Raw genomic sequence first — 20,556 nt, forward strand, 5'->3', positions numbered from 1 at the left:
GCGTCGTGAATGACAACGCGGTCAAATGTGGGAGGGGGCTTGCCCCCGATGGCGTGAGTGGCCGCGACACATATCCTGCTTGTCACACCCTGCCTCATCTTCGGTTATGCTCGCCCTTCGTCGTGTATAAACGGAGCCTCCATGACCGCTGCCCGCCTGCTTCTCCCCTTGAGCCTTGCCCTGTTGGCCGCGTGCGCCAGTGCACCGAAGCAAAACGTCACCGTGGACAACCAGAGCGCCTGCCCGCTCCAGCTTAAAACCAATCAAAACCTGATCCTCACCTTGCCCAGCAATCCCACCACCGGCTACCGCTGGGCCATCCAGGATTCGGCTGGCGGTGTTCTGCGCGCATTAAGCCCCGAGGTCTATAGCAGCACCGAATCCGGTGTGATCGGCGGCGGTGGTCAATCGACCTGGCGCTTCCAGGCATTCGCCCCAGGGCAAGGCCGTTTGCGCCTGACCTCCCAGCAACCCTGGGAGCCGGAAGCCGAACCTGTCGAAACCTTTGACTGCGCCATTACGGTGAACTGATATGCCTTGGCTGATCCTTGCCTTGATGGGCGCCGGTACCTTTATCTACGGCCTGGCGACTCACGCGACGCTGCTGTGCCTGCTGGTCAAGCCACTGCCGGTTCTGGCGCTGCTGGGTTGGCTGCATGACGCACCGCCTACCGACTATCGACGCTGGATCAGCCTGGGGTTGATTTTTTCCGTGGTGGGCGACGTATTGCTCGCCTGGCCGGGGGACCTGTTTATCTTTGGCCTGGGCGCATTTCTGTTTGCGCATCTGGCTTACCTCAAAGCCTATTTCAGCGACTGTCGGCGCCTGGCAATAGTACCGCTGGTGCTGGCCCTGGCTGTCGGGGCGATCCTGCTGGGCATCCTGATCTCCCACGGTTTAGGCGAGTTGCTGATACCGGTGGTGGTTTACGCGCTGGTGATCAGCGCCATGCTCTGGCGTGCATTGGCAAGGTTGGGCAGCGCGGTACCGCAACGCTCGGCACTGCTGGCGGCAGCGGGTGCGGTGTCGTTTGTGTTTTCCGATACGTTGATCGGTATCAACCGGTTTGTATTGGCCTTCGATGCGGCGCCCTATTTGTTGATCGCCACTTATTGGCTCGGGCAATGGGGCATCACCGCCTCAGCTTTCCATCAGACAACCCGCGCATCCGACGACCAACTTGGCTAAAATGCCGGCCTTTCCCCCTCGTCGCCGGAACAACCGTGAGCAAAGAACCCGATCGCCTATTCGCCCAGCCCCTGCCCCAGGTGCCGGACTTCGCCTTTAACGAGGATGTGGTGCGGGTGTTCCCGGACATGATCAAACGCTCGGTACCGGGCTACCCGACCATCGTCGAGAACCTCGGCGTGCTGGCCGCGCAATTTGCCCAGCCGGGTAGCGTGCTGTATGACCTGGGCTCGTCCCTGGGTGCCGTGACCCAAGCCCTGCGTCGCCATGTGCGCACCGATGGCTGCCGGGTGATCGCGGTGGACAACTCGGCGGCGATGGTCGAACGTTGCCGCGAATACCTCAACGGCCAGGACTCGATGTTCCAGGAGTTGCTGCCGGTCGAGGTGATCGAGGGCGATATCCTCGCGTTGCAATTTCAGCCCGCCTCGGTAGTAGCGCTGAACTTCACCCTGCAATTTATCGCCCCTGACGAACGTTTGGCGTTGCTCGGGCGTATCCGCCAATCGCTGCTGCCGGGCGGGGCGTTGATCCTCTCGGAAAAGCTGCGCTTTAACGATGTTGAAGAACACGCACTGCTGACCGACCTGCATATCGCGTTCAAACGCGCCAACGGCTACAGCGAACTGGAAATCGCCCAGAAGCGCAGCGCCATCGAAAACGTCATGAAACCCGACAGCCTCGAAGAACACCGCGAACGCCTGCTGGCGGCCGGGTTCTCGAAAGTCGTGCCGTGGTTCCAGTGTCTTAACTTTGCCTCGTTGATTGCCTTGCCATGATTGATTTATCCCCCCTCGCCCGCCATCTGGTCGGCACTCCTTTGGCCGTTTGGGCCCAGGGCCTGCAAGCGCAGCTCGACAGCAAGATGGAAAAAGGTCACGGCGACCTCGAGCGTTGGCAGAGTGCTTTGGACGCACTGCCGAAGATCCAGCCCAACGAAGTCGACCTGTTGAACGGCCTGGTGCTGGACACCGATTGCGACGACGAAACCCGCGCCCGGATGCACTCGGCACTGATGGGGCTGAGCCCATGGCGCAAAGGCCCGTTCCACCTGTTCGGCGTGCATGTGGACACCGAATGGCGTTCGGACTGGAAGTGGTCGCGGGTTGCGCCGCACTTGAACTTGAAGGGCAAACGCATCCTCGATGTGGGCTGCGGCAACGGTTACTACATGTGGCGAATGCTCGGCGCGGGCGCCGACAGTGTGATTGGCGTGGACCCCAACTGGCTGTTCTTCTGCCAGTTCCAGGCAGTGCAACGTTATCTGTCTGAGCCCAAAGCCTGGCACCTGCCGTTCCCGTTCGAAGACTTGCCGGCGAACCTGGAAGGCTTCGACACGGTGTTCTCCATGGGCGTGTTCTACCATCGCCGCTCGCCGATCGAGCACTTGCTGGCGCTCAAGGACACCCTGGTCAAGGGCGGCGAGCTGGTCCTGGAAACCCTGGTGGTGGAAGGCGATCAGCAGCAGGTGCTGGTGCCGGAAGACCGTTATGCACAGATGCGTAACGTGTGGTTCCTGCCCTCGGTGCCGGCGTTGATGTTGTGGCTGCGCCGTGCAGGCTTCAGTGAGGTGCGGTGCGTGGATGTGAGCGTGACCACGGTTGAGGAACAGCGTGGAACAGAGTGGATGAAATATCAGTCGCTCAGTGACTTCCTCGACCCCGAAGATCACAGCAAGACCATCGAAGGGCTGCCGGCGCCGATGCGGGCGGTGATCATCGCCAAAAAGTAACCCCGATCTCCCTGAAGAAACACAGGGCCAAATGTGGGAGGGGGCTTGCTCCCGATAGCAGAGTGTCAGCCACCACATTTATGGCTGATACACCGCTATCGGGAGCAAGCCCCCTCCCACATTTTTTGTTCTCAGTGTTCTTTAGAGTGCTGGTTTAGCCCGGCGAGCCTTGAAGAACTCGCTCAACACCGTGCCGCACTCCTCGGCCAGCACGCCGCCTTCAAACAGTACCTTATGGTTGAGAAAACCCTGGGTAAAGAACTGCCCCTGGCTCTGCACAATCCCGGCCTTGGGCTCCAGTGCGCCATACACCACCCTTGCGATGCGTGAATGCACGATCAACCCGGCGCACATGCTGCACGGTTCCAGGGTCACATACAGCGTGCTGCCCACCAGGCGATAGTTGCTGATGGCTTGCGCAGCGGCGCGGATCGCGACCATTTCGGCATGGGCGCTGGGGTCGTTGCCGCTGATCGGGCAATTGAAACCGCGGCCGATGATTGCACCATCCTGCACCAGCACCGCGCCCACCGGCACTTCGCCCAGTGCGGCGCCTTGGGCGGCCAGGGCGAGGGCTTCGCGCATAAAGTCCTGGTCGCGGCTGCGGTCGATAATCGCGCCGGGGCGAATCTGGCGCATCACGCCACCTCGATAGCGGCCATCAGGCCGGTTTCCATATGGTCGATCACGTGGCAATGGAACATCCACACTCCCGGGTTATCCGCCACCAGCGCCACACGGGCGCGTTCGTTCTTGCCCAGCAGGTAGGTGTCGGTGAAATACGGGATGACCTTGTGGCGGTTCGACGCAATCACCTTGAAGCTCATGCCATGCAGGTGGATCGGGTGCTGGTACTGGGTCATGTTCTTCAATTCAAAGATGTAGCTCTTGCCCTTTTCAAGCCTGGCAATCGGGCGGTCGGCACAGGTCTTGTCGGTGATGTCCCAGGCCTGGCCGTTGATCTGCCACAGGCTGGGTGGCTTACCGTTTTCGACATTGACCGACACCGAACCGACCCATTCGAAATTGAAGTTGAGTTTCTCGGCATTGGCCAGGTCCGGCTCGGCAACCGGGTTGGCCGGCAATGCCGGTGGCCACTGGGTAGGCGCATCGGTGTTGGCCACCGAACGGAAGGTGCCCAGGCGCACCGGGCCGTTGCGGATCGACAATTCTTCACCCGCCGGCGGGGCCTTGATTGCCAGACAGATGCGCATCCCTGGGCCCAGCCAGTATTCCTTGCCCAGCGGGCGCGGCTCGATGGGGTTGCCGTCCAACGCGTAGATCTGCGCTTCGACGCCGGGGATGTTGAGGCGATAGGTCAGGGTGTTGTCGAGGTTGAGCAAGCGCACGCGAGTGATTTGCCCAGCGGGCAGGTCGATGACCGCCTGGGGCACGCCGTTGATGGTGGAGAGGCGCCCTGCAGTGCCGCCCCGCGCCGCTTCACGGGGGATACTGAACTCGACAAACGCACCTTCTTCGTCGATGTGCCAGTTCTTCAGGCTCAAGGTACGTTCGTATTTGAAACCGGTGGGTTCGCGCTCTTCCACAATCAATGGGCCGACCAGGCCACGGCCAAGTTCTTCGCTGCTGCTTACGTGGGGGTGATACCAGTAGCTGCCGGCATCGGGCACGCGAAATTGGTAGTCGAAATATTCCCCAGGCAGCACCGGCAATTGCGAAACGTAGGGGACACCGTCCATTTCCAGCGGCAGGCGGATGCCGTGCCAGTGGATGGTAGTGGCGACCGGCAGGTGATTGATGAAACGTACCCGCAGCCATTCGCCCTGGCGCACGCGCAACTCGGTGCCAGGCGCCGAAGGGCCGAATGCCCAGGCTTGGGTCTTGTGCCCCGGTACCAGTTCCACGTCCAGGGGCGCGGCAATCAGTTGGTAGTCGCTTCCTGCGTTGGCATCGGCGACCTTGCCCAGCCAGTAACGATAGGCGCCACCGGCGCCCACACCGACGACTGCCAGGCCGGCAAGGCCACCGAGGATCTGTCGACGGGAAAACGATTGGGACACAGCAACCTCACGTATCTGCCGCAGGCCAAGGCCCGCAAAGGGCAGATACGATACACCTGCGTCGCCTAAACAGTAAGGCTTCGCATTGCCGCATGGCGCAATTGTGGATGTCGATAAAGATCAACATGTGGGAGGGGGCTTGCTCCCGATGGCGGTGGGTCAGCTAAAAACATGCTGACTGACACACTGCTATCGGGAGCAAGCCCCCTCCCACATTGTGAACTTCATTGTGGCTTATATTGTGTTTGCTCAGGTCCTGGCAGCCGCCAGAATCAAGGCTTTCATCTCGGCAACCGCACCCTTGAAACCGACGAACAGCGCATGGGCCACCAGTGCATGGCCGATGTTCAGCTCGTTGATGCCCTTGATCGCCGCCACAGCTTCGACGTTGTGGTAGTGCAAGCCATGGCCGGCATTGACGATCAAGCCTTCGTTGAGCCCGCAGTTCACGCCGTCGATGATGCGTTGCAGCTCGTCGGCCACTTCGGTCGGGGTGGTGGCGTCGGCGTAACGGCCAGTGTGCAATTCGATGGCCGGGGCACCGACCCGGCGCGAGGCTTCGATCTGGCGCTCGTCGGCGTCAATGAACAACGAGACTTCACTGCCGATCTTCGACAGGCGCTCCACCGCGGCCTTGATCCGCGCTTCCTGGCCGGCGACGTCGAGGCCGCCCTCGGTGGTCAGCTCCTGGCGGGTTTCGGGCACCAGGCAGATATGCGCCGGGCGAATGCGCTCGGCAAACGCCATCATTTCTTCGGTGACGCCCATTTCGAAGTTCATGCGCGTTTGCAGCACGTCCTTGAGCAGCAGCACATCACGCTCCTGGATGTGGCGGCGGTCTTCGCGCAGGTGCACGGTAATGCCGTCGGCGCCCGCTTCTTCGGCGTCCAGCGCGGCCTTGACCGGGTCAGGGTAACGGGTGCCCCGGGCCTGGCGCAGGGTGGCGACGTGGTCGATGTTGACGCCAAGAAGAATGCGATTGCTGGTGGTCACGGAAGCGCTCCTGAAAAGGGAAAGAATCGGTGCACAGCATACACGGGGATGTCAGGGCTTTCGAAACAACTCGCGACTGACCAGCGGTCGCCCGCCCAGGTGCACGGCAAGGGCCTGGCGCATCAGGCGCTTGGCGGCGGACAAGGCGCCCGGCGCGCTCCAGTCCGCGTCGCTCATGGCCAGCAGTTCGCTGCCCTGGAGCAGCCCCGGCTGCAACAGGTACACGCGTTCAAGGCCCGCATCCACTTGCAGGCGGTACATGCCGTCGGCGGCGACGGGATCGCCGTGCAGGTCGTTGTGCAATTCAAAGCCATAGCCCAGGTCGTCGAGCAAGCGCCATTCGAAGGCGCGCAGCAGCGGTTCCAGGGGGCGCCCTTCAGCCAGGGCCAGCAGCGTCGCGGCGTAGTGATCGAAGACCGCCGGGTGCGGGTCTTCGGCGGGTAACAGCCGGATCAGCAGTTCATTGAGGTAAAGGCCGCTGAACAGTGCATCGCCGTTAAGCCAGGCAGAGGTGCCGACGCTTTCCAGGCGGCCGACGTTTTTCAACTCGCCCTTACCGCGAAACTCCACATCCAGGGCCACGAAGGGCCGCGCCAAGGTACCTGCCTTGCCCCGTGCGCTGCGCAGCACCGCACGCAGGCGGCCTTGAGGCGTGAGGAAGTCCACCAGCGCGCTGGTCTCGCGGTAGGCGCGGCTGTGCAACACGTAGGCGAGTTGGCTGGGAGGTGGGGATTGAGACATGGGAACTCACTGCTGGAATGCAATTTTTAAAACCACACAACCTAATGTGGGAGGGGGCTTGCTCCCGATGGCGGTGGGTCAGTTAAACAAATAAGTGACTGACCCTCCGCTATCGGGAGCAAGCCCCCTCCCACATTTTTTCAGACCTGCGGTGTTCTTAAAGGTCGCCATAGCCCAGTGAGCGCAACGCACGCTCATCATCTGACCAGCCACCCTTAACCTTCACCCACAGGTTAAGCATGATCTTGGAGTCGAACAGCAGCTCCATGTCCTTGCGCGCTTCGGTGCCGATGCGCTTGATGCGCTCGCCTTTGTCGCCAATGATGATTTTCTTCTGGCCGTCACGCTCGACGAGGATCAGCGCATGGATATGCAAGGTCTTGCCCTGCTGCTTGAACTCTTCGATCTCGACGGTGATCTGGTACGGCAGCTCGGCACCCATCTGGCGCATGATTTTCTCGCGTACCAGCTCGGCGGCGAGGAAGCGGCTGCTGCGGTCGGTGATCTGGTCTTCCGGGAAGAAATGCTCGTTTTCCGGCAGGTAACCGGCGATCACGCGCTCCAGGGCTTCGAGGTTGTGGCCGTGCTGGGCCGAGATCGGCATGATCTGGGCGTTCGGCAGTTGTTCCTGCAACCAGGTCAGGTGCGGCATCAGCTCGGCTTTGTCTTCGATGCGGTCGGTCTTGTTCAACGCGACGATCAAGGGGCCGGTGACGTACTGCACGCGCTCGAGAACCATCTGATCTTCGTCGGTCCACTTGGTGCGGTCGACCACGAAGATCACCACGTCGACGTCTTTCAACGCCGCCGAAGCAGTCTTGTTCATGTAGCGGTTCAGGGCTTTCTCACCGCCTTTGTGCATGCCCGGGGTATCGACATACACCGCTTGCACGTTGCCTTCGGTCTTGATGCCCAGCATGTTGTGGCGAGTGGTCTGGGGCTTGCGCGAAGTGATCGCGAGCTTCTGGCCGAGGATGTGGTTGAGCAGCGTGGACTTGCCCACGTTCGGGCGGCCGACGATGGCAACATAGCCACAGCGTGTTGCGGTTGAATCAGTCATGGCCATTCTCCACGCCCAGGGCAATCAGTGCTGCAGCGGCCGCTACCTGTTCGGCAATGCGACGGCTCACACCCTGACCTCGGCTTTTTTCGTTCAATAAGGTGATTTCACACTCCACGAAGAACACGCGGCAATGGGGCTCACCCTGGATATCCACCACTTCGTAGCGTGGCAGTTCGCAACCGCGGGACTGCAGGTATTCCTGCAGGCGGGTCTTGGGATCTTTGTTGGTGTCGACCAGCGTCAGGCTTTCGATTTCAGAAGCCAGCCAGGCGACCACGCGCTCCTTGGCCGTCTCCATCCCTGCATCGAGGTAGATCGCGCCGATCAAGGCTTCCAGGGCATCGGCCAGAATCGATTCGCGACGGAAACCGCCGCTTTTCAACTCACCGGACCCCAACCGCAGGTACTCGCCCAGGCCAAAACCTCGGGCCAGCACGGCCAGGGTCTCGCCTTTCACAAGGCGCGCCCGCAGGCGCGAAAGCTGGCCTTCGCGCGCTTGAGGAAAACGCTCGAACAGCGCCTCACCGGCGGCAAAATTGAGGATGGCATCACCGAGGAATTCCAGGCGCTCGTTATTGCGCCCTGCAAAGCTGCGGTGTGTGAGGGCAAGGACCATCAATTCGGGGTCCTTGAAGGTGTAGCCGAGCTGGCGCTCGAGACGACTTAGAGAAACGGTCACGGTTTATCCATATCTAGTTGGTGGCACCGGCGGCCATCGACGATTGACGCAGTGTTCAAATTCACATCCTGATTGGTGCTGCATGGGGCCGGACGGTTAATTGTCCAAACCCCAGAAAAGCATTCGGCGCTGTGTTCACAGCGCCGCCTGTATTACTTGATCAGCCCGACCCGCGAGAAGTTCGGCAGGTGGCTGAGCTTGGGCTCCGGCCAACTCATCCAGACCGCGAAGGCTTTGCCGACGATGTTCTCGTCGGGCACCATGCCCAGCAGGTCCTTGGGAATATTGGGGTCATCCCAGTAACGGCTGTCATTGGAGTTGTCGCGGTTGTCGCCCATCATGAAGTAGTGCCCGGCGGGTACTTTCCACTGGCCATCAGGCATTGCGCGGTAGCGGCTCATTTCCTTGCGGATCTCGTGCTCTACCGCACCGAGTTTTTCCTGGTACAACTCGGCGCTGCCCAGGGTGTTCGGCTCGGCGCCCAGCAGCTTCTCGGCCACCGATTCACCGTTGATGAACAGGCGCTTGTCGCTGGTGTAGCGCACCACGTCGCCCGGCAGGCCGACTACACGCTTGATGTAGTTGACGTTGGGGTCGCTCGGGTAGCGGAATACCATCACATCGCCGCGCTGCGGGTCACCGACCTCGATGACTTTCTTGTCGATCACCGGCAAGCGGATCCCGTAGGAAAACTTGTTCACCAGGATAAAGTCGCCCACGTCCAGGGTCGGCTTCATCGACCCGGAAGGGATCTGGAACGGCTCCACCAGGAACGAACGCAGCACCAGCACGATGAACAACACCGGGAAGAACGACTTGCCGTATTCAACCAGCAAGGGCTCTTTGTTCAGCTTCTCGATCACCACCGCATCGGGCTGGCTGACGCTGCCCTGATAGGAAGCAATGGCCGACCGCCGACGCGGGGCGAAGAACACCAGATCGAGCAACGCCAGGAGGCCGCAAACGGCGACGGCGATAACCAGCAACAGCGGGAAATTTAGTGACATAGGACCTAACTATCCAACCTGAGCACCGCAAGGAAGGCTTCTTGTGGAACTTCCACGTTACCTACTTGCTTCATGCGTTTTTTACCGGCCTTTTGCTTCTCAAGCAGCTTGCGCTTACGGCTTACGTCACCGCCGTAGCATTTGGCCAGTACGTTCTTTCTGAGAGCCTTGACGGAAGTCCGTGCAATGATCTGCCCGCCAATGGCGGCCTGGATCGCAACGTCGAACATCTGGCGCGGAATCAGTTCTTTCATCTTCTCGGTCAGTTGGCGACCTTTGTAGTGCGCGTTGTCCTTGTGCACGATCAGTGCCAGGGCATCTACCTTGTCGCCGTTGATCAGCACATCCAGTTTCACCAGATTAGCCGATTGGTAACGATCGAAATGGTAATCCAGCGAAGCATAGCCGCGACTGGTGGATTTGAGACGGTCGAAGAAGTCCAGGACCACTTCGTTCATCGGCATATCGTAGGTCACTTGCACCTGGGTACCGAGGAACAGCATGTCGCGCTGTACGCCACGCTTCTCGATACACAGGGTGATGACGTTGCCCAGGTGCTCCTGCGGGACCAGGATATTGGCCCGCACGATTGGCTCACGCATGTCTTCGATGGCCGACAGATCCGGAAGCTTGGACGGGTTGTCGACGTAAATCGTTTCACCGGTTTTGAGCAACAGCTCGAAAATAACGGTCGGCGCCGTGGTGATCAGGTCCAGGTCGTACTCGCGCTCAAGACGCTCCTGGATGATTTCCATGTGCAGCATGCCCAGGAACCCGCAGCGGAAGCCGAAGCCCAGGGCGTCGGAGCTTTCCGGGGTGTACTGCAACGACGAGTCGTTGAGGGTCAGCTTTTGCAGCGCTTCGCGAAAATCCTCGAAGTCGTCGGAGCTGACCGGGAACAGGCCGGCGTAGACCTGTGGCTGGATACGCTTGAAGCCGGGCAGTACGTCGACGTCGGGCGTGGAGCTCAGGGTCAGGGTGTCACCCACCGGTGCACCGTGGATGTCCTTGATACCGGCGATGATGAAGCCTACTTCACCGGCTTTCAGATCAGTGGTGGCGGTGTGCTTGGGGTTGAATACACCGACGCTGTCCACCAGGTGGATCTTGCCGGTGGACTTGACCAGGATCTTGTCGCCCTTCTTCACACGGCCATGGCGCACGCGGACCAGGGAGACAACGCCCAGGTAGTTGTCGAACCAGGAGTCGATGATCAACGCTTGCAGCGGATCTTCGTAGTTGCCGGTCGGCGCGGGAATGGTGTGCACCAGACGCTCGAGTACTTCGTCGACACCCAGGCCGGTCTTGGCGCTGCAGGTGACGGCGTCGGTGGCGTCGATGCCGATGATCTTCTCGATCTCTTCCTTGACGCGCTCAGGCTCGGCCTGGGGCAGGTCGATCTTGTTGAGCACGGGCATGACTTCCAGGCCCTGCTCGATCGCGGTGTAGCAGTTGGCAACCGACTGCGCCTCGACGCCCTGGCCGGCGTCGACTACCAGCAAGGCACCTTCACAGGCCGCAAGCGAACGGCTGACTTCATAGGTGAAGTCGACGTGGCCCGGGGTGTCAATGAAGTTCAGCTGGTAGGTGATGCCGTCTTTGGCCTTGTAATACAGAGTAACGCTGTGGGCCTTGATGGTGATCCCGCGTTCGCGTTCGAGGTCCATGGAGTCCAGTACCTGGGCTTCCATTTCACGCTCGGCAAGGCCGCCGCACATCTGGATGAATCGATCGGCCAGCGTCGACTTGCCATGGTCAATGTGGGCGATGATGGAGAAATTGCGGATATGACTCAAATCACTCACGGATCAACACTCAAAAAGGCTGCAGGCAGATTGCCCGCTGAAAAATAGCCGGGAATTGTACCTGATGCTCAGGCCAGACGTCATCTTTGCTGACCAGAACAAAAATGCCCCACTCACGAGAGCGGGGCATTTTTTGTGCATAAGCGCAGCTTCAACCGGCCCGACGCAGCAGCCAGAACCCGGCCACGGCGCAGATGGCCGTCGGCACCAGCACCGCAAACAGCGGCGAGAAACCGAACACCAGGCTCGACGGCCCGAGCAGATCCTGGGCGATGCGGAAGGTAAAGCCCACCAGCACGCCGGTAAATACCCGCTGGCCCAGGGTTACGGAGCGCAACGGCCCGAAGATGAAGGAGATCGCCATCAACACCAACGCGGCGGTTACCACCGGCTGCAGGACTTTCACCCAAAACGCCAACCAGTAGCGGCCGTTGTTCAGGCCCTGGTCCTTGAGGTAATGGATGTAGCTCCACAACCCCGAGATCGGCAGCGCTTCGGGGACCATCACCACGGTGTTGAGCAGTTCCGGCTTCAGGGCGATATCCCACTGCTCGGTCGGTGCATTGACCACTTCGGTGCTGGCCTTGGTGCCCTGGCCCACATTGCGGAAGTAGGTGGTGGTGACGTCGCTCAGTTGCCATTGCTCGGCATTGTATTGCGCGCGCTTGGCGAAGCTGGAGGACAGCATGTGCCGCTCTTTATCGAAGGTATAGCGCGTGACACCGATCAACAGGCCGCCTGGCTGCACGGCGTTGATGTGGATGAACTCATCACCCTGGCGGTGCCACAGGCCGTGCTTGGCGCTTTGCGCATCGCCCGAGCCCTGGGCCAGGGCGCGATTGGCCTGGGCGGTGGCTTCGGCCGGGGGGGCGACGTATTCACCGATCAGCACGCTGCACGCCATCAGCAGCAGCATCGGCTTCATCACCGCCCAGACGATACGACCAATGGAAACGCCGGCGGCGCGCATGATGGTCAGCTCGCTGTTGCTGGCCAGGGTGCCCAGGCCGATCAGGCAACCGATCAGCGCCGCCATCGGCATCATGTCGTAGAGGCGGCGCGGCGCAGTCAGTGCCACGTAGCTCAGTACATCCGTGACCGTGTAGGTGTCGGTGACGTTGCCCACTTCATCAATGAAGGCGAACAGCAAGGCCAGGCCAAGAATGATGCCCAGTACCGCCAGGATGGCGATCAGTACGCTGCTGCCTATGTAGCGATCAAGCTTAGCCACGGGCCAACTCCTTCAGGCCACGACGGCTCTTCATTTTCAAACGGATAGGTTCCCAATAGAGCAGCCCCAGGCCGATCAACAGGAAAACCCCATGCACCCACCACAGGCCAAGGGCTGGCGGCAACTTGCCTTTCTCGAGGGAGCCACGGGCGGAAATCAGGATGGTCAGGTAGGCCATGTACAGCAGGATCGCCGGCAGCAGCTTGAGGAAACGCCCCTGGCGCGGGTTGACGCGCGACAGCGGCACGGCCATCAAGGTTACGATAAACACCAGCAGCGGCAAGGACAAACGCCATTGCAGCTCGGCAATGGAGCGCAGTTCCTGGCTGCCGAACAGCGATGCAGTCGGCAGTGCGTCGCGGTCGGTGACCTCGCCGCTGATCTCAGGCTTGGGCAGCATGACGCCATAAGTGTCGTACTTGATCGCCCGGTAGTCCGCCAGACCAGGGCTGCCGTCGTAGCGGTAGCCATTTTCCAGGATCAGGTAGCGGTTGCCGTCGGGGCGTATTTCCTGGCGCCCGCTATCGGCCACCAGAATAGTAATGCCACGGTCTTTCTGGTTCTGGCCGAGGTTTTTCTGGGAAATGAACACGCCGCCGAGGTTGGAGCGGTCATCGGTCATGGTTTCGGTATAGGTGACCCGCGAACCGTCACTGAGCGCCTGGAAGCGCCCGGGCTCGAGGGTATCGAACTCGGTCATCGCATCCTGCTTGTTCAACAGCAGCTGGAACTGCATGGCGCCCTGGGGCGCCAGGCTCATGCTCAACCAGGCCACCACCAGGGCAACGCCGGCGGCCGGCACCATGGTCATGGCCAGCAAACGTTGCTGGCTCATGCCGGTGGCCGACAGCACGGTCATTTCACTCTCAAGGTACAAGCGGCCATAGGCCAGCAATATGCCGAGAAACAGGCCAAGGGGCAGGATCAGCTGCAGCATCCCGGGCATCCGGTAGCCCATGATCAAGAACAACGACCCCGGATCCAGGGCGCCTGCGGCGGCTTGAGCCAGGAACTTGACGAAACGACCACTCATGATGATGACCAGCAACACCGCACTCACGGCACTCAGGGTCAACAGGACTTCGCGGGACAGATAACGGAAGACGATCAAACCAGACACTCCAGGGTTGTCAGGCTAAGGCGGCCAAACAAGCAAGCATACCGAGACGACCCGTTTATCACGGATCGGCTAAAAAGATGGCGCATTATCCTGTGATTGACCGCGCCTGTCACGGAGCTTACTCATGCGCACGCACAAAGCGTGCGCCAAGGGTTGTCAGGCTCCGCCGGCGAGGTTCAAACTGCGGCCTTTGTCCGCTGGCGGTTTACCAAGCTGCCGAGCTTCAAGCCTGAGTACAAACTCCAGGCTCACAGACCTTGATAAGGGACCCGAACATGGAATTGGTTGTAAAAAGCGTTAGCCCCGAAACGTTGAAAACCGCCACCCTCGTGGTCGCTGTCGGCGAAGGCCGCACACTCGGCGTCGCCGCCAAGCAACTGGACGAACTGAGCGGCGGCGCGATCAGCGCGATCCTCAAGCGCGGCGACCTGGCCGGCAAAGTCGGCCAGAGCCTGCTGCTGCAGAGCCTGCCCAACCTCAAGGCCGAGCGCGTATTGCTGGTAGGCGTGGGCAAGGACGCCGAACTGGGCGACCGTCCATTGCGCAAGATCATCAGCGGCATCCTTACCACCCTCAAGGGCCTGGGCGGCAGCGATGCGGCACTGGCCCTCGACGAAATCGTGATCAAGGGCCGTGACAGCTACGGCAAGACCCGCCTGCTGGCCGAGTCGCTGCTGGACGGCGGCTATATTTTCGACCAGTTCAAGAGCCAGAAGGCCGAACCCCGCGCCCTGAAGAAAATCACCCTGCTGACCATCAAGGCTGCCCAGGCTGAAGTTCAGCGCGCCGTGACCCACGCCCAGGCCATCGCCAACGGCATGTCGTTCACCCGCGACCTGGGCAACCTGCCGCCGAACATCTGCCACCCGACATTCCTGGGCGAACAGGCCAAAGCATTGGGCAAAGAGTTCAAGGGCTTGAAGGTTGAAGTGCTGGATGAAAAGAAGATCAAGGACCTGGGCATGGGCTCGTTCTATGCCGTAGGCCAGGGCAGCGACCAGCCGCCACGCCTGATCGTGATGCAATACAACGGCGGCAAGAAATCCGAGAAGCCCTACGCCCTGGTGGGTAAAGGCATCACCTTCGACACCGGCGGCATCAGCCTCAAGCCGGGCGCGGGCATGGATGAGATGAAATACGACATGGGCGGCGCGGCCAGCGTGTTCGGTACCCTTCGTGCCGTGCTGGAACTCAAGCTGCCGATCAACCTGGTGTGCATCCTGGCCTGTGCCGAGAACATGCCGAGCGGCGGCGCGGCCCGCCCGGGCGATATCGTCACGACCATGAGCGGCCAGACCGTGGAAATCCTCAACACCGACGCCGAAGGCCGCCTGGTGCTGTGCGACGCCCTGACCTACGCCGAGCGCTTCAAGCCCCAGGCCGTGATCGACATCGCCACCCTGACCGGCGCGTGCATCGTTGCCTTGGGCTCGCACACCTCGGGCCTGCTGGGCAACAACGACGAACTGATCGAGCAACTGCTCAGCGCCGGCAAGGCTGCCGACGACCGCGCCTGGCAACTGCCGCTGTTCGATGAGTACCAGGAACAACTGGACAGCCCGTTCGCCGACATCGCCAACATCGGTGGCCCGAAAGCCGGCACCATCACGGCGGCCTGCTTCCTGTCGCGCTTTGCCAAGAACTTCAACTGGGCCCACCTGGACATCGCCGGCACCGCCTGGACCAGCGGCGGCAAGGACAAGGGCGCAACCGGCCGTCCGGTGCCACTGTTGACCCAATACCTGCTGGATCGCGCCAAGGCCTGAAACTGAAGATGCCGGGGCGACCATCCCGCCGCCCCGGTCTCAGGAACCGCAATGACCCAAGTCGACTTCTATATATTGCCCAGCGCCGATCCCCTCGCGCGCCTGGACTTTGCCTGCAAGCTCACCGAAAAAGCCTGGCGCATGGGCCACCGCATCTACCTGCATTGCAGCGATGCCGCCCAACGCGATGAGCTGGATGCCCGCCTGTGGCGCTTCAAGGGCGAAAGCTTCGTGCCCCACGGCCCCGCCGAATCCGAACCTGAAAGCCTGGTAGTCCTGGGTGTGGGCGACAGTTGCGGCGATCACCATGACCTGCTGGTCAACCTGGACCTGAAAGTACCGGCCTTTGCCAAGGCTTTCGCCCGCGTGGCGGAAGTGGTGGTGGAAGACCCGGCTATTCGTCAGGCCGCGCGGGAGAGTTTCCGTTTCTATCGCGAACAGGGCTATTCTCTGCAGGATCACCGGCTACAACGACTTTAGAGCACACGATGGACACTCCCAACCCGCTGAAAAAAGACGACCACCTGCTGGACGACCTGGAGTCGATCCGTCAGTTGCTGGGTGATGACAACCTGCAACCGCCGCTGCTGACCGAAACGGCCGATGGCGAGGTACAGATCCCGCTGCTGTTCGACATGGTCAGCGGCAAGCCTGCCGCGCCGGAACCTGTGGTTGCAGAACCCGCTCCCGCCGCAGAAAAAGCCCCCGATGCCCTGCTCCTGCACCTGGACAATGAACTGCGCGCCGCCGCGCAATTGATCATGCAGGATGTGATTGACGACTTTGCGCCGCATATTGAAGCCGAGATCAAGCGTCGGATGGATGCGCGGATGGAGCGGTTGCTCAGCCAGTACCAGTCCTAAACGACACTGATATTTCCTGTGGGAGGGGGCTTGCTCCCGATAGCGTTGTATCAGCCGATGATTCGGTGGCTGACACTCAGCAATCGGGAGCAAGCCCCCTCCCACATTAGTTTTGCATCAGCCTTAAGTCCGTCTTCAACTCGCCCTCCTCGTCCTCCCCCGTTATACTTGCCGGCTTTCCTGAATAAATGCCAACTAGGGTCCCGCCGCGCATGGATAAGACCTACCAGCCCCACGCTATCGAAACTTCCTGGTACAACACCTGGGAGTCCGAGAACTATTTCGCCCCACAAGGTGCGGGCGACTCGTACACCATCATGATCCCGCCACCGAACGTCACTGGCAGCCTGCACATGGGCCATGGCTTCAACAATGCGATCATGGATGCGTTGATCCGTTTCCGCCGTATGCAGGGTCGCGACACCCTGTGGCAGCCGGGCACCGACCACGCTGGTATCGCCACGCAGATGCTGGTGGAACGCCAACTGGAAGCCACCGGCCAGAACCGTCACGACCTGGGCCGCGAGAAATTCCTGGAGAAAGTCTGGGAATGGAAAGATCAGTCCGGCGGCAATATCAGCCGTCAGATCCGTCGCCTGGGCTCCTCCGTGGATTGGAGCCGCGAGCGCTTCACCATGGACGACGGCCTGTCGGAAGCCGTGAAGGAAGCCTTCGTGCGCCTGCACGAAGACGGCCTGATCTACCGCGGCAAGCGCCTGGTCAACTGGGACACCAAGTTGCACACGGCCATTTCCGACCTCGAAGTGGAAAACCACGACGAGAAAGGCTTCCTGTGGAACCTCAAGTACCCGCTGGCCGACGGCGCCAAGACCGCTGAAGGCAACGACTACCTGATCGTCGCCACCACTCGTCCGGAAACTATGCTCGGCGATGCCGCCGTCGCCGTTAACCCGAACGACGAGCGCTACCAGGCGCTGATCGGCAAGTTCGTCGAACTGCCACTGGTTGGCCGCCGCATCCCGATCATTGCGGACGACTATTGCGATCCTGAATTCGGCACCGGCTGCGTGAAAATCACCCCGGCCCACGATTTCAACGACTATGAAGTCGGCAAACGTCACAACCTGCCGCTGCTGAACATCTTCGACAAGAATGCCGCCGTATTGCCGGCCTGCCAGGTATTCAACCTGGACGGCTCGTTGAACGACAGCATCGACGGCAAGATTCCGGCCGAATATGCCGGCCTGGACCGTTTTGAAGCGCGCAAGCAGATCGTTGCCGCCTTCGACGCCGCCGGCTTGCTGGTCAGCGTCGACGACCACGGCCTGAAAGTGCCGAAGGGCGATCGCTCCGGCACCGTGATCGAACCGTGGCTGACCGACCAATGGTACGTGTCCACCAAGCCGCTGGCCGAGCCTGCCATCGCCGCCGTGGAAGATGGCCGCATCCAGTTCGTGCCCAAGCAGTACGAAAACATGTACTTCTCGTGGATGCGCGACATCCAGGATTGGTGCATCAGCCGTCAGCTGTGGTGGGGCCATCGTATTCCGGCCTGGTATGACGAGTCGGGCAAGGTCTATGTAGGCCGCGACGAAGCCGAAGTGCGTGCCAAGCACAACCTCGGCGCCGACATCGCGCTGCAGCAGGACAACGACGTACTGGACACCTGGTTCAGCTCGGGCCTGTGGACGTTTTCCACCCTGGGTTGGCCGCAGCAGACCGAATTCCTGAAGAAATTCCACTCCACCGACGTGCTGGTCACCGGCTTCGATATCATTTTCTTCTGGGTTGCCCGGATGATCATGCTCACCATGCATTTGGTGAAAAACGAAGACGGCACCCCGCAGGTACCGTTCAAGACCGTGTACGTACACGGCCTGGTACGCGACGGCCAGGGCCAGAAGATGTCCAAGTCCAAGGGCAACGTCCTGGACCCGCTGGACATCATCGACGGCATCGACCTGGAAACCCTGGTGCAGAAACGCACCTCGGGCCTGATGCAGCCAAAACTGGCGAAAAAGATCGAGAAGCAGACTCGCGACGAATTCGCCGACGGCATCGCCAGCTACGGCACCGACGCCCTGCGCTTCACCTTCTGCTCGCTGGCCTCTACCGGTCGCGACATCAAGTTCGACATGGGCCGCGTCGAAGGCTATCGCAACTTCTGCAACAAGATCTGGAACGCCGCGCGCTACGTGCTGGATAAAGGCGAAGACTGCGGCCAGAACGGCGAAGCCTATGAGTTGAGCCTGGCTGATCGCTGGATCATCTCGCAGTTGCAGCGCACCGAAGCCGAAGTGACCCGCCAGCTCGACCAGTTCCGTTTCGACCTGGCTGCACAGGCGCTGTACGAGTTCATCTGGAACCAATACTGCGACTGGTACCTGGAACTGTCCAAGCCGGTGCTGTGGGACGAAAACGCCCCGGTCGAACGCCAGCGCGGTACTCGCCGCACCCTGGTGCGCGTACTGGAAGTGGCATTGCGCCTGGCGCATCCGTTCATGCCGTTCATCACCGAAGAAATCTGGCAGCGCCTGGCGCCGCTGGCCGGTATCGAAGGCAAGACCATCATGCTGCAACCTTGGCCAGTGGCCAATGAAGCGCGCATCGATGAGGCCGCCGAAAGCGATATCGAATGGCTCAAGACCCTGATGCTCGGCACGCGCAACATCCGCGCCGAGATGAACATCGGGCCGGGCAAGCCATTGGCCGTGTTCGTCAAGAACGCCAGTGCCGAAGATCAGCGCCGTCTCGGCGAGAACGACGCGTTGCTCAAGAAGCTGGCCAAGCTGGAGTCGATCACCGTATTGGCTGCCGATGCCGAAGCGCCGCTGTCCGCCACTGCATTGGTGGGCGACATGGAAGTGCTGGTACCGATGGCAGGCCTGATCGACAAGGGCGCCGAACTGGCCCGTCTCGACAAGGAAATCGCCCGCCTGCAAGGCGAAGTGCAACGCGTGGGCGGTAAGCTGTCCAACGCGGCATTCGTCGACAAGGCGCCGGCGGAGGTGATCGAGAAAGAACGCGCCAAGTTGGCCGAAGCTGAACAGGCTTTGGGCAAACTGGCCGAGCAACATGCGCGGATTTCCAGCCTGTAAGGCTTGAGTCGCGTAAAGAAAGAGACCTCCGGGTCTCTTTTTTTGCCTCTGTGGGAGGGGGCTTGCTCCCGATAGCGGTGTATCAGTCTCAATATTTTTGACTGTCACACCGCTATCGGGAGCAAGCCCCCTCCCACATTTGACCGGGTTGAGCTCAGGATGTGTGACAATGGCCGCCACTTTGAGCCAACACCAGAATCATCATGACCGCCCCCACTACGCCTAAACCTTCGCGCAAGAAGCCTAAATCCGCTACCCCGGCCAAGCCCGTGGTACCGCGCAAAGAGGCCACCCTGCACCCGCGCAACCGCCACACGGGCCGTTACGACTTCCCGGCGCTGATCAAGACCACGCCAGAACTGGCGAAATTCGTGATCATCAACCCCCATGGCAAGGAAAGCATCGACTTCGCCAGCCCGGACGCGGTGCGGGTGTTCAACCGGGCGTTGCTCAAGTCGTTCTATGGCATCCAGCATTGGGACATCCCGGCCGATTACCTGTGCCCGCCGGTACCGGGACGTGCCGACTATGTGCACTTCCTCGCCGACCTGCTGGCCAGCGTCAACGACGGCAAGATCCCGCGTGGCTCGATCGTCAAGGTGCTGGATATCGGCATGGGCGCCAACTGCGTCTACCCGCTGATTGGCTACATGGAGTACCGCTGGAACTTCCTGGGCTCGGAGGTCGACCCTATCGCCGTGAGCGCCGCCAAGGCCATCGTGCAGTCCAACGACCTGAGCAAGGTTATCCAGCTGCGCCAGCAGCCCAACCCCAAGCAGATCCTGCTGGGTTTGCTGGAACCCGGTGAGCGCTTTGACCTGACCATGTGCAACCCGCCGTTCCATGCATCCATGGATGAAGCCACCAAGGGCAGCGAGCGCAAGTGGCGCGCCCTGGGCAAGGCGGATCCGAAACGCAAGTTGCCGGTACTCAACTTTGGCGGCCAATCGGCTGAACTGTGGTGTGAAGGCGGCGAAGCACGCTTTGTGACGCAGTTGATCGCCGAGAGCGCGCATTTTGCCCACAAGGTGTTGTGGTTCAGCACCCTGGTGTCAAAAGCGTCCAACTTGCCTGCGATCGAAACCGCGCTGAAAAAAGCCGGCGTGCTGGAAAGCCAGGTGGTAGAGATGTCTCAGGGGCAGAAGCAAAGCCGGTTTGTGGCCTGGACGTTCCAGACCAAGAATGAGCAGCAGATCTGGCGCCAGCGCTGGGTGCGCGACTAACCTTTCATCACAATAAAACCGCAGGCAACAAAAAACCGTGCCCGGATCACTCCGGAGCACGGTT

19 protein-coding genes are annotated in these 20,556 nt (G+C 60.8%); 9 read left to right on the top strand and 10 right to left on the bottom strand.

Annotated features, from left to right (window positions below):
• Positions 1–141 precede the first annotated feature (141 nt).
• From E4P01_RS08675 to cmoB, 4 genes are read left to right on the top strand one after another with little or no spacing between them, the layout of a single operon-like run.
• Positions 142–531: a protease inhibitor I42 family protein gene (locus tag E4P01_RS08675; protein WP_078820365.1), complete on the top strand. Its 390-nt coding sequence runs from the start codon at positions 142–144 to the stop codon at positions 529–531.
• 1 nt (position 532) lies between these two features.
• Positions 533–1,189 (top strand): lysoplasmalogenase, encoded by a 657-nt coding sequence (locus E4P01_RS08680; RefSeq protein ID WP_103733385.1) that lies wholly within the window; start codon positions 533–535, stop codon positions 1,187–1,189.
• Between the two features lie 35 nt (positions 1,190–1,224).
• Positions 1,225–1,968 carry a carboxy-S-adenosyl-L-methionine synthase CmoA gene (gene cmoA / locus E4P01_RS08685; RefSeq protein WP_078820363.1) on the top strand — a complete coding sequence of 248 codons (744 nt, stop codon included), beginning with the start codon at positions 1,225–1,227 and terminating at the stop codon, positions 1,966–1,968.
• Entirely contained in the window at positions 1,965–2,921 is a 957-nt protein-coding gene (gene cmoB / locus E4P01_RS08690; RefSeq protein WP_103733384.1) for a tRNA 5-methoxyuridine(34)/uridine 5-oxyacetic acid(34) synthase CmoB, read from the top strand. Before cmoA ends, cmoB begins: the two co-directional genes overlap by 4 nt.
• Positions 2,922–3,062: 141 nt before the next feature.
• On the opposite strand, the gene tadA is transcribed toward cmoB, so the two are convergent.
• The 10 genes from tadA to lptF form a co-directional block, all read right to left on the bottom strand.
• A complete protein-coding gene (gene tadA, locus E4P01_RS08695; RefSeq protein ID WP_216090793.1) occupies positions 3,063–3,560 on the bottom strand; it encodes a tRNA adenosine(34) deaminase TadA in 498 nt (165 codons plus the stop codon).
• Entirely contained in the window at positions 3,560–4,942 is a 1,383-nt protein-coding gene (locus tag E4P01_RS08700; protein ID WP_032877616.1) for a multicopper oxidase family protein, read from the bottom strand. Before E4P01_RS08700 ends, tadA begins: the two co-directional genes overlap by 1 nt.
• Positions 4,943–5,191: 249 nt before the next feature.
• Positions 5,192–5,935, bottom strand: a complete 744-nt coding sequence (gene pdxJ, locus E4P01_RS08705; protein WP_032877617.1) for a pyridoxine 5'-phosphate synthase — start codon at positions 5,933–5,935, stop codon at positions 5,192–5,194.
• 51 nt (positions 5,936–5,986) lie between these two features.
• The gene (recO, locus tag E4P01_RS08710; protein WP_216090792.1) at positions 5,987–6,676 is read right to left on the bottom strand and encodes a DNA repair protein RecO; all 690 of its coding nucleotides are present in this window, start codon (positions 6,674–6,676) and stop codon (positions 5,987–5,989) included.
• A 157-nt stretch (positions 6,677–6,833) separates the two neighbouring features.
• Positions 6,834–7,736, bottom strand: coding sequence for a GTPase Era (era, locus tag E4P01_RS08715; protein WP_005785147.1), 903 nt, complete (start codon positions 7,734–7,736; stop codon positions 6,834–6,836).
• On the bottom strand, positions 7,729–8,418 hold the full coding sequence (gene rnc / locus E4P01_RS08720; RefSeq protein ID WP_005785145.1) for a ribonuclease III: 690 nt from the start codon (positions 8,416–8,418) through the stop codon (positions 7,729–7,731). The genes era and rnc overlap by 8 nt, the downstream gene beginning before the upstream one ends.
• A gap of 152 nt (positions 8,419–8,570) precedes the next feature.
• The gene (gene lepB, locus E4P01_RS08725) at positions 8,571–9,425 is read right to left on the bottom strand and encodes a signal peptidase I (protein WP_032877618.1); all 855 of its coding nucleotides are present in this window, start codon (positions 9,423–9,425) and stop codon (positions 8,571–8,573) included.
• Between the two features lie 5 nt (positions 9,426–9,430).
• Positions 9,431–11,230, bottom strand: a complete 1,800-nt coding sequence (gene lepA, locus E4P01_RS08730) for a translation elongation factor 4 (RefSeq protein WP_032877619.1) — start codon at positions 11,228–11,230, stop codon at positions 9,431–9,433.
• 151 nt (positions 11,231–11,381) lie between these two features.
• Positions 11,382–12,461 carry an LPS export ABC transporter permease LptG gene (gene lptG, locus E4P01_RS08735; RefSeq protein WP_032877620.1) on the bottom strand — a complete coding sequence of 360 codons (1,080 nt, stop codon included), beginning with the start codon at positions 12,459–12,461 and terminating at the stop codon, positions 11,382–11,384.
• The gene (gene lptF / locus E4P01_RS08740; protein WP_032877621.1) at positions 12,454–13,572 is read right to left on the bottom strand and encodes an LPS export ABC transporter permease LptF; all 1,119 of its coding nucleotides are present in this window, start codon (positions 13,570–13,572) and stop codon (positions 12,454–12,456) included. The genes lptG and lptF overlap by 8 nt, the downstream gene beginning before the upstream one ends.
• A gap of 284 nt (positions 13,573–13,856) precedes the next feature.
• On the opposite strand from lptF, the gene E4P01_RS08745 reads away from it, so the two are divergent.
• The 5 genes from E4P01_RS08745 to rlmF all read left to right on the top strand — a co-directional run bounded on the left by E4P01_RS08745 (position 13,857) and on the right by rlmF (position 20,492).
• The gene (locus tag E4P01_RS08745) at positions 13,857–15,347 is read left to right on the top strand and encodes a leucyl aminopeptidase (RefSeq protein ID WP_032877622.1); all 1,491 of its coding nucleotides are present in this window, start codon (positions 13,857–13,859) and stop codon (positions 15,345–15,347) included.
• Positions 15,348–15,398: 51 nt separating this feature from the next.
• Entirely contained in the window at positions 15,399–15,827 is a 429-nt protein-coding gene (locus tag E4P01_RS08750) for a DNA polymerase III subunit chi (protein WP_005785137.1), read from the top strand.
• 8 nt (positions 15,828–15,835) lie between these two features.
• On the top strand, positions 15,836–16,210 hold the full coding sequence (locus E4P01_RS08755; protein WP_005785135.1) for a hypothetical protein: 375 nt from the start codon (positions 15,836–15,838) through the stop codon (positions 16,208–16,210).
• Positions 16,211–16,422: 212 nt separating this feature from the next.
• Positions 16,423–19,269, top strand: coding sequence for a valine--tRNA ligase (locus E4P01_RS08760; RefSeq protein ID WP_032877623.1), 2,847 nt, complete (start codon positions 16,423–16,425; stop codon positions 19,267–19,269).
• Between the two features lie 203 nt (positions 19,270–19,472).
• Entirely contained in the window at positions 19,473–20,492 is a 1,020-nt protein-coding gene (gene rlmF, locus E4P01_RS08765) for a 23S rRNA (adenine(1618)-N(6))-methyltransferase RlmF (protein ID WP_216090791.1), read from the top strand.
• Positions 20,493–20,556 lie beyond the last annotated feature (64 nt).

It is taken from the genome of Pseudomonas sp. NCIMB 10586 (assembly GCF_023127895.1).
Taxonomy (GTDB): Bacteria; Pseudomonadota; Gammaproteobacteria; order Pseudomonadales; family Pseudomonadaceae; genus Aquipseudomonas; species Aquipseudomonas synxantha_A.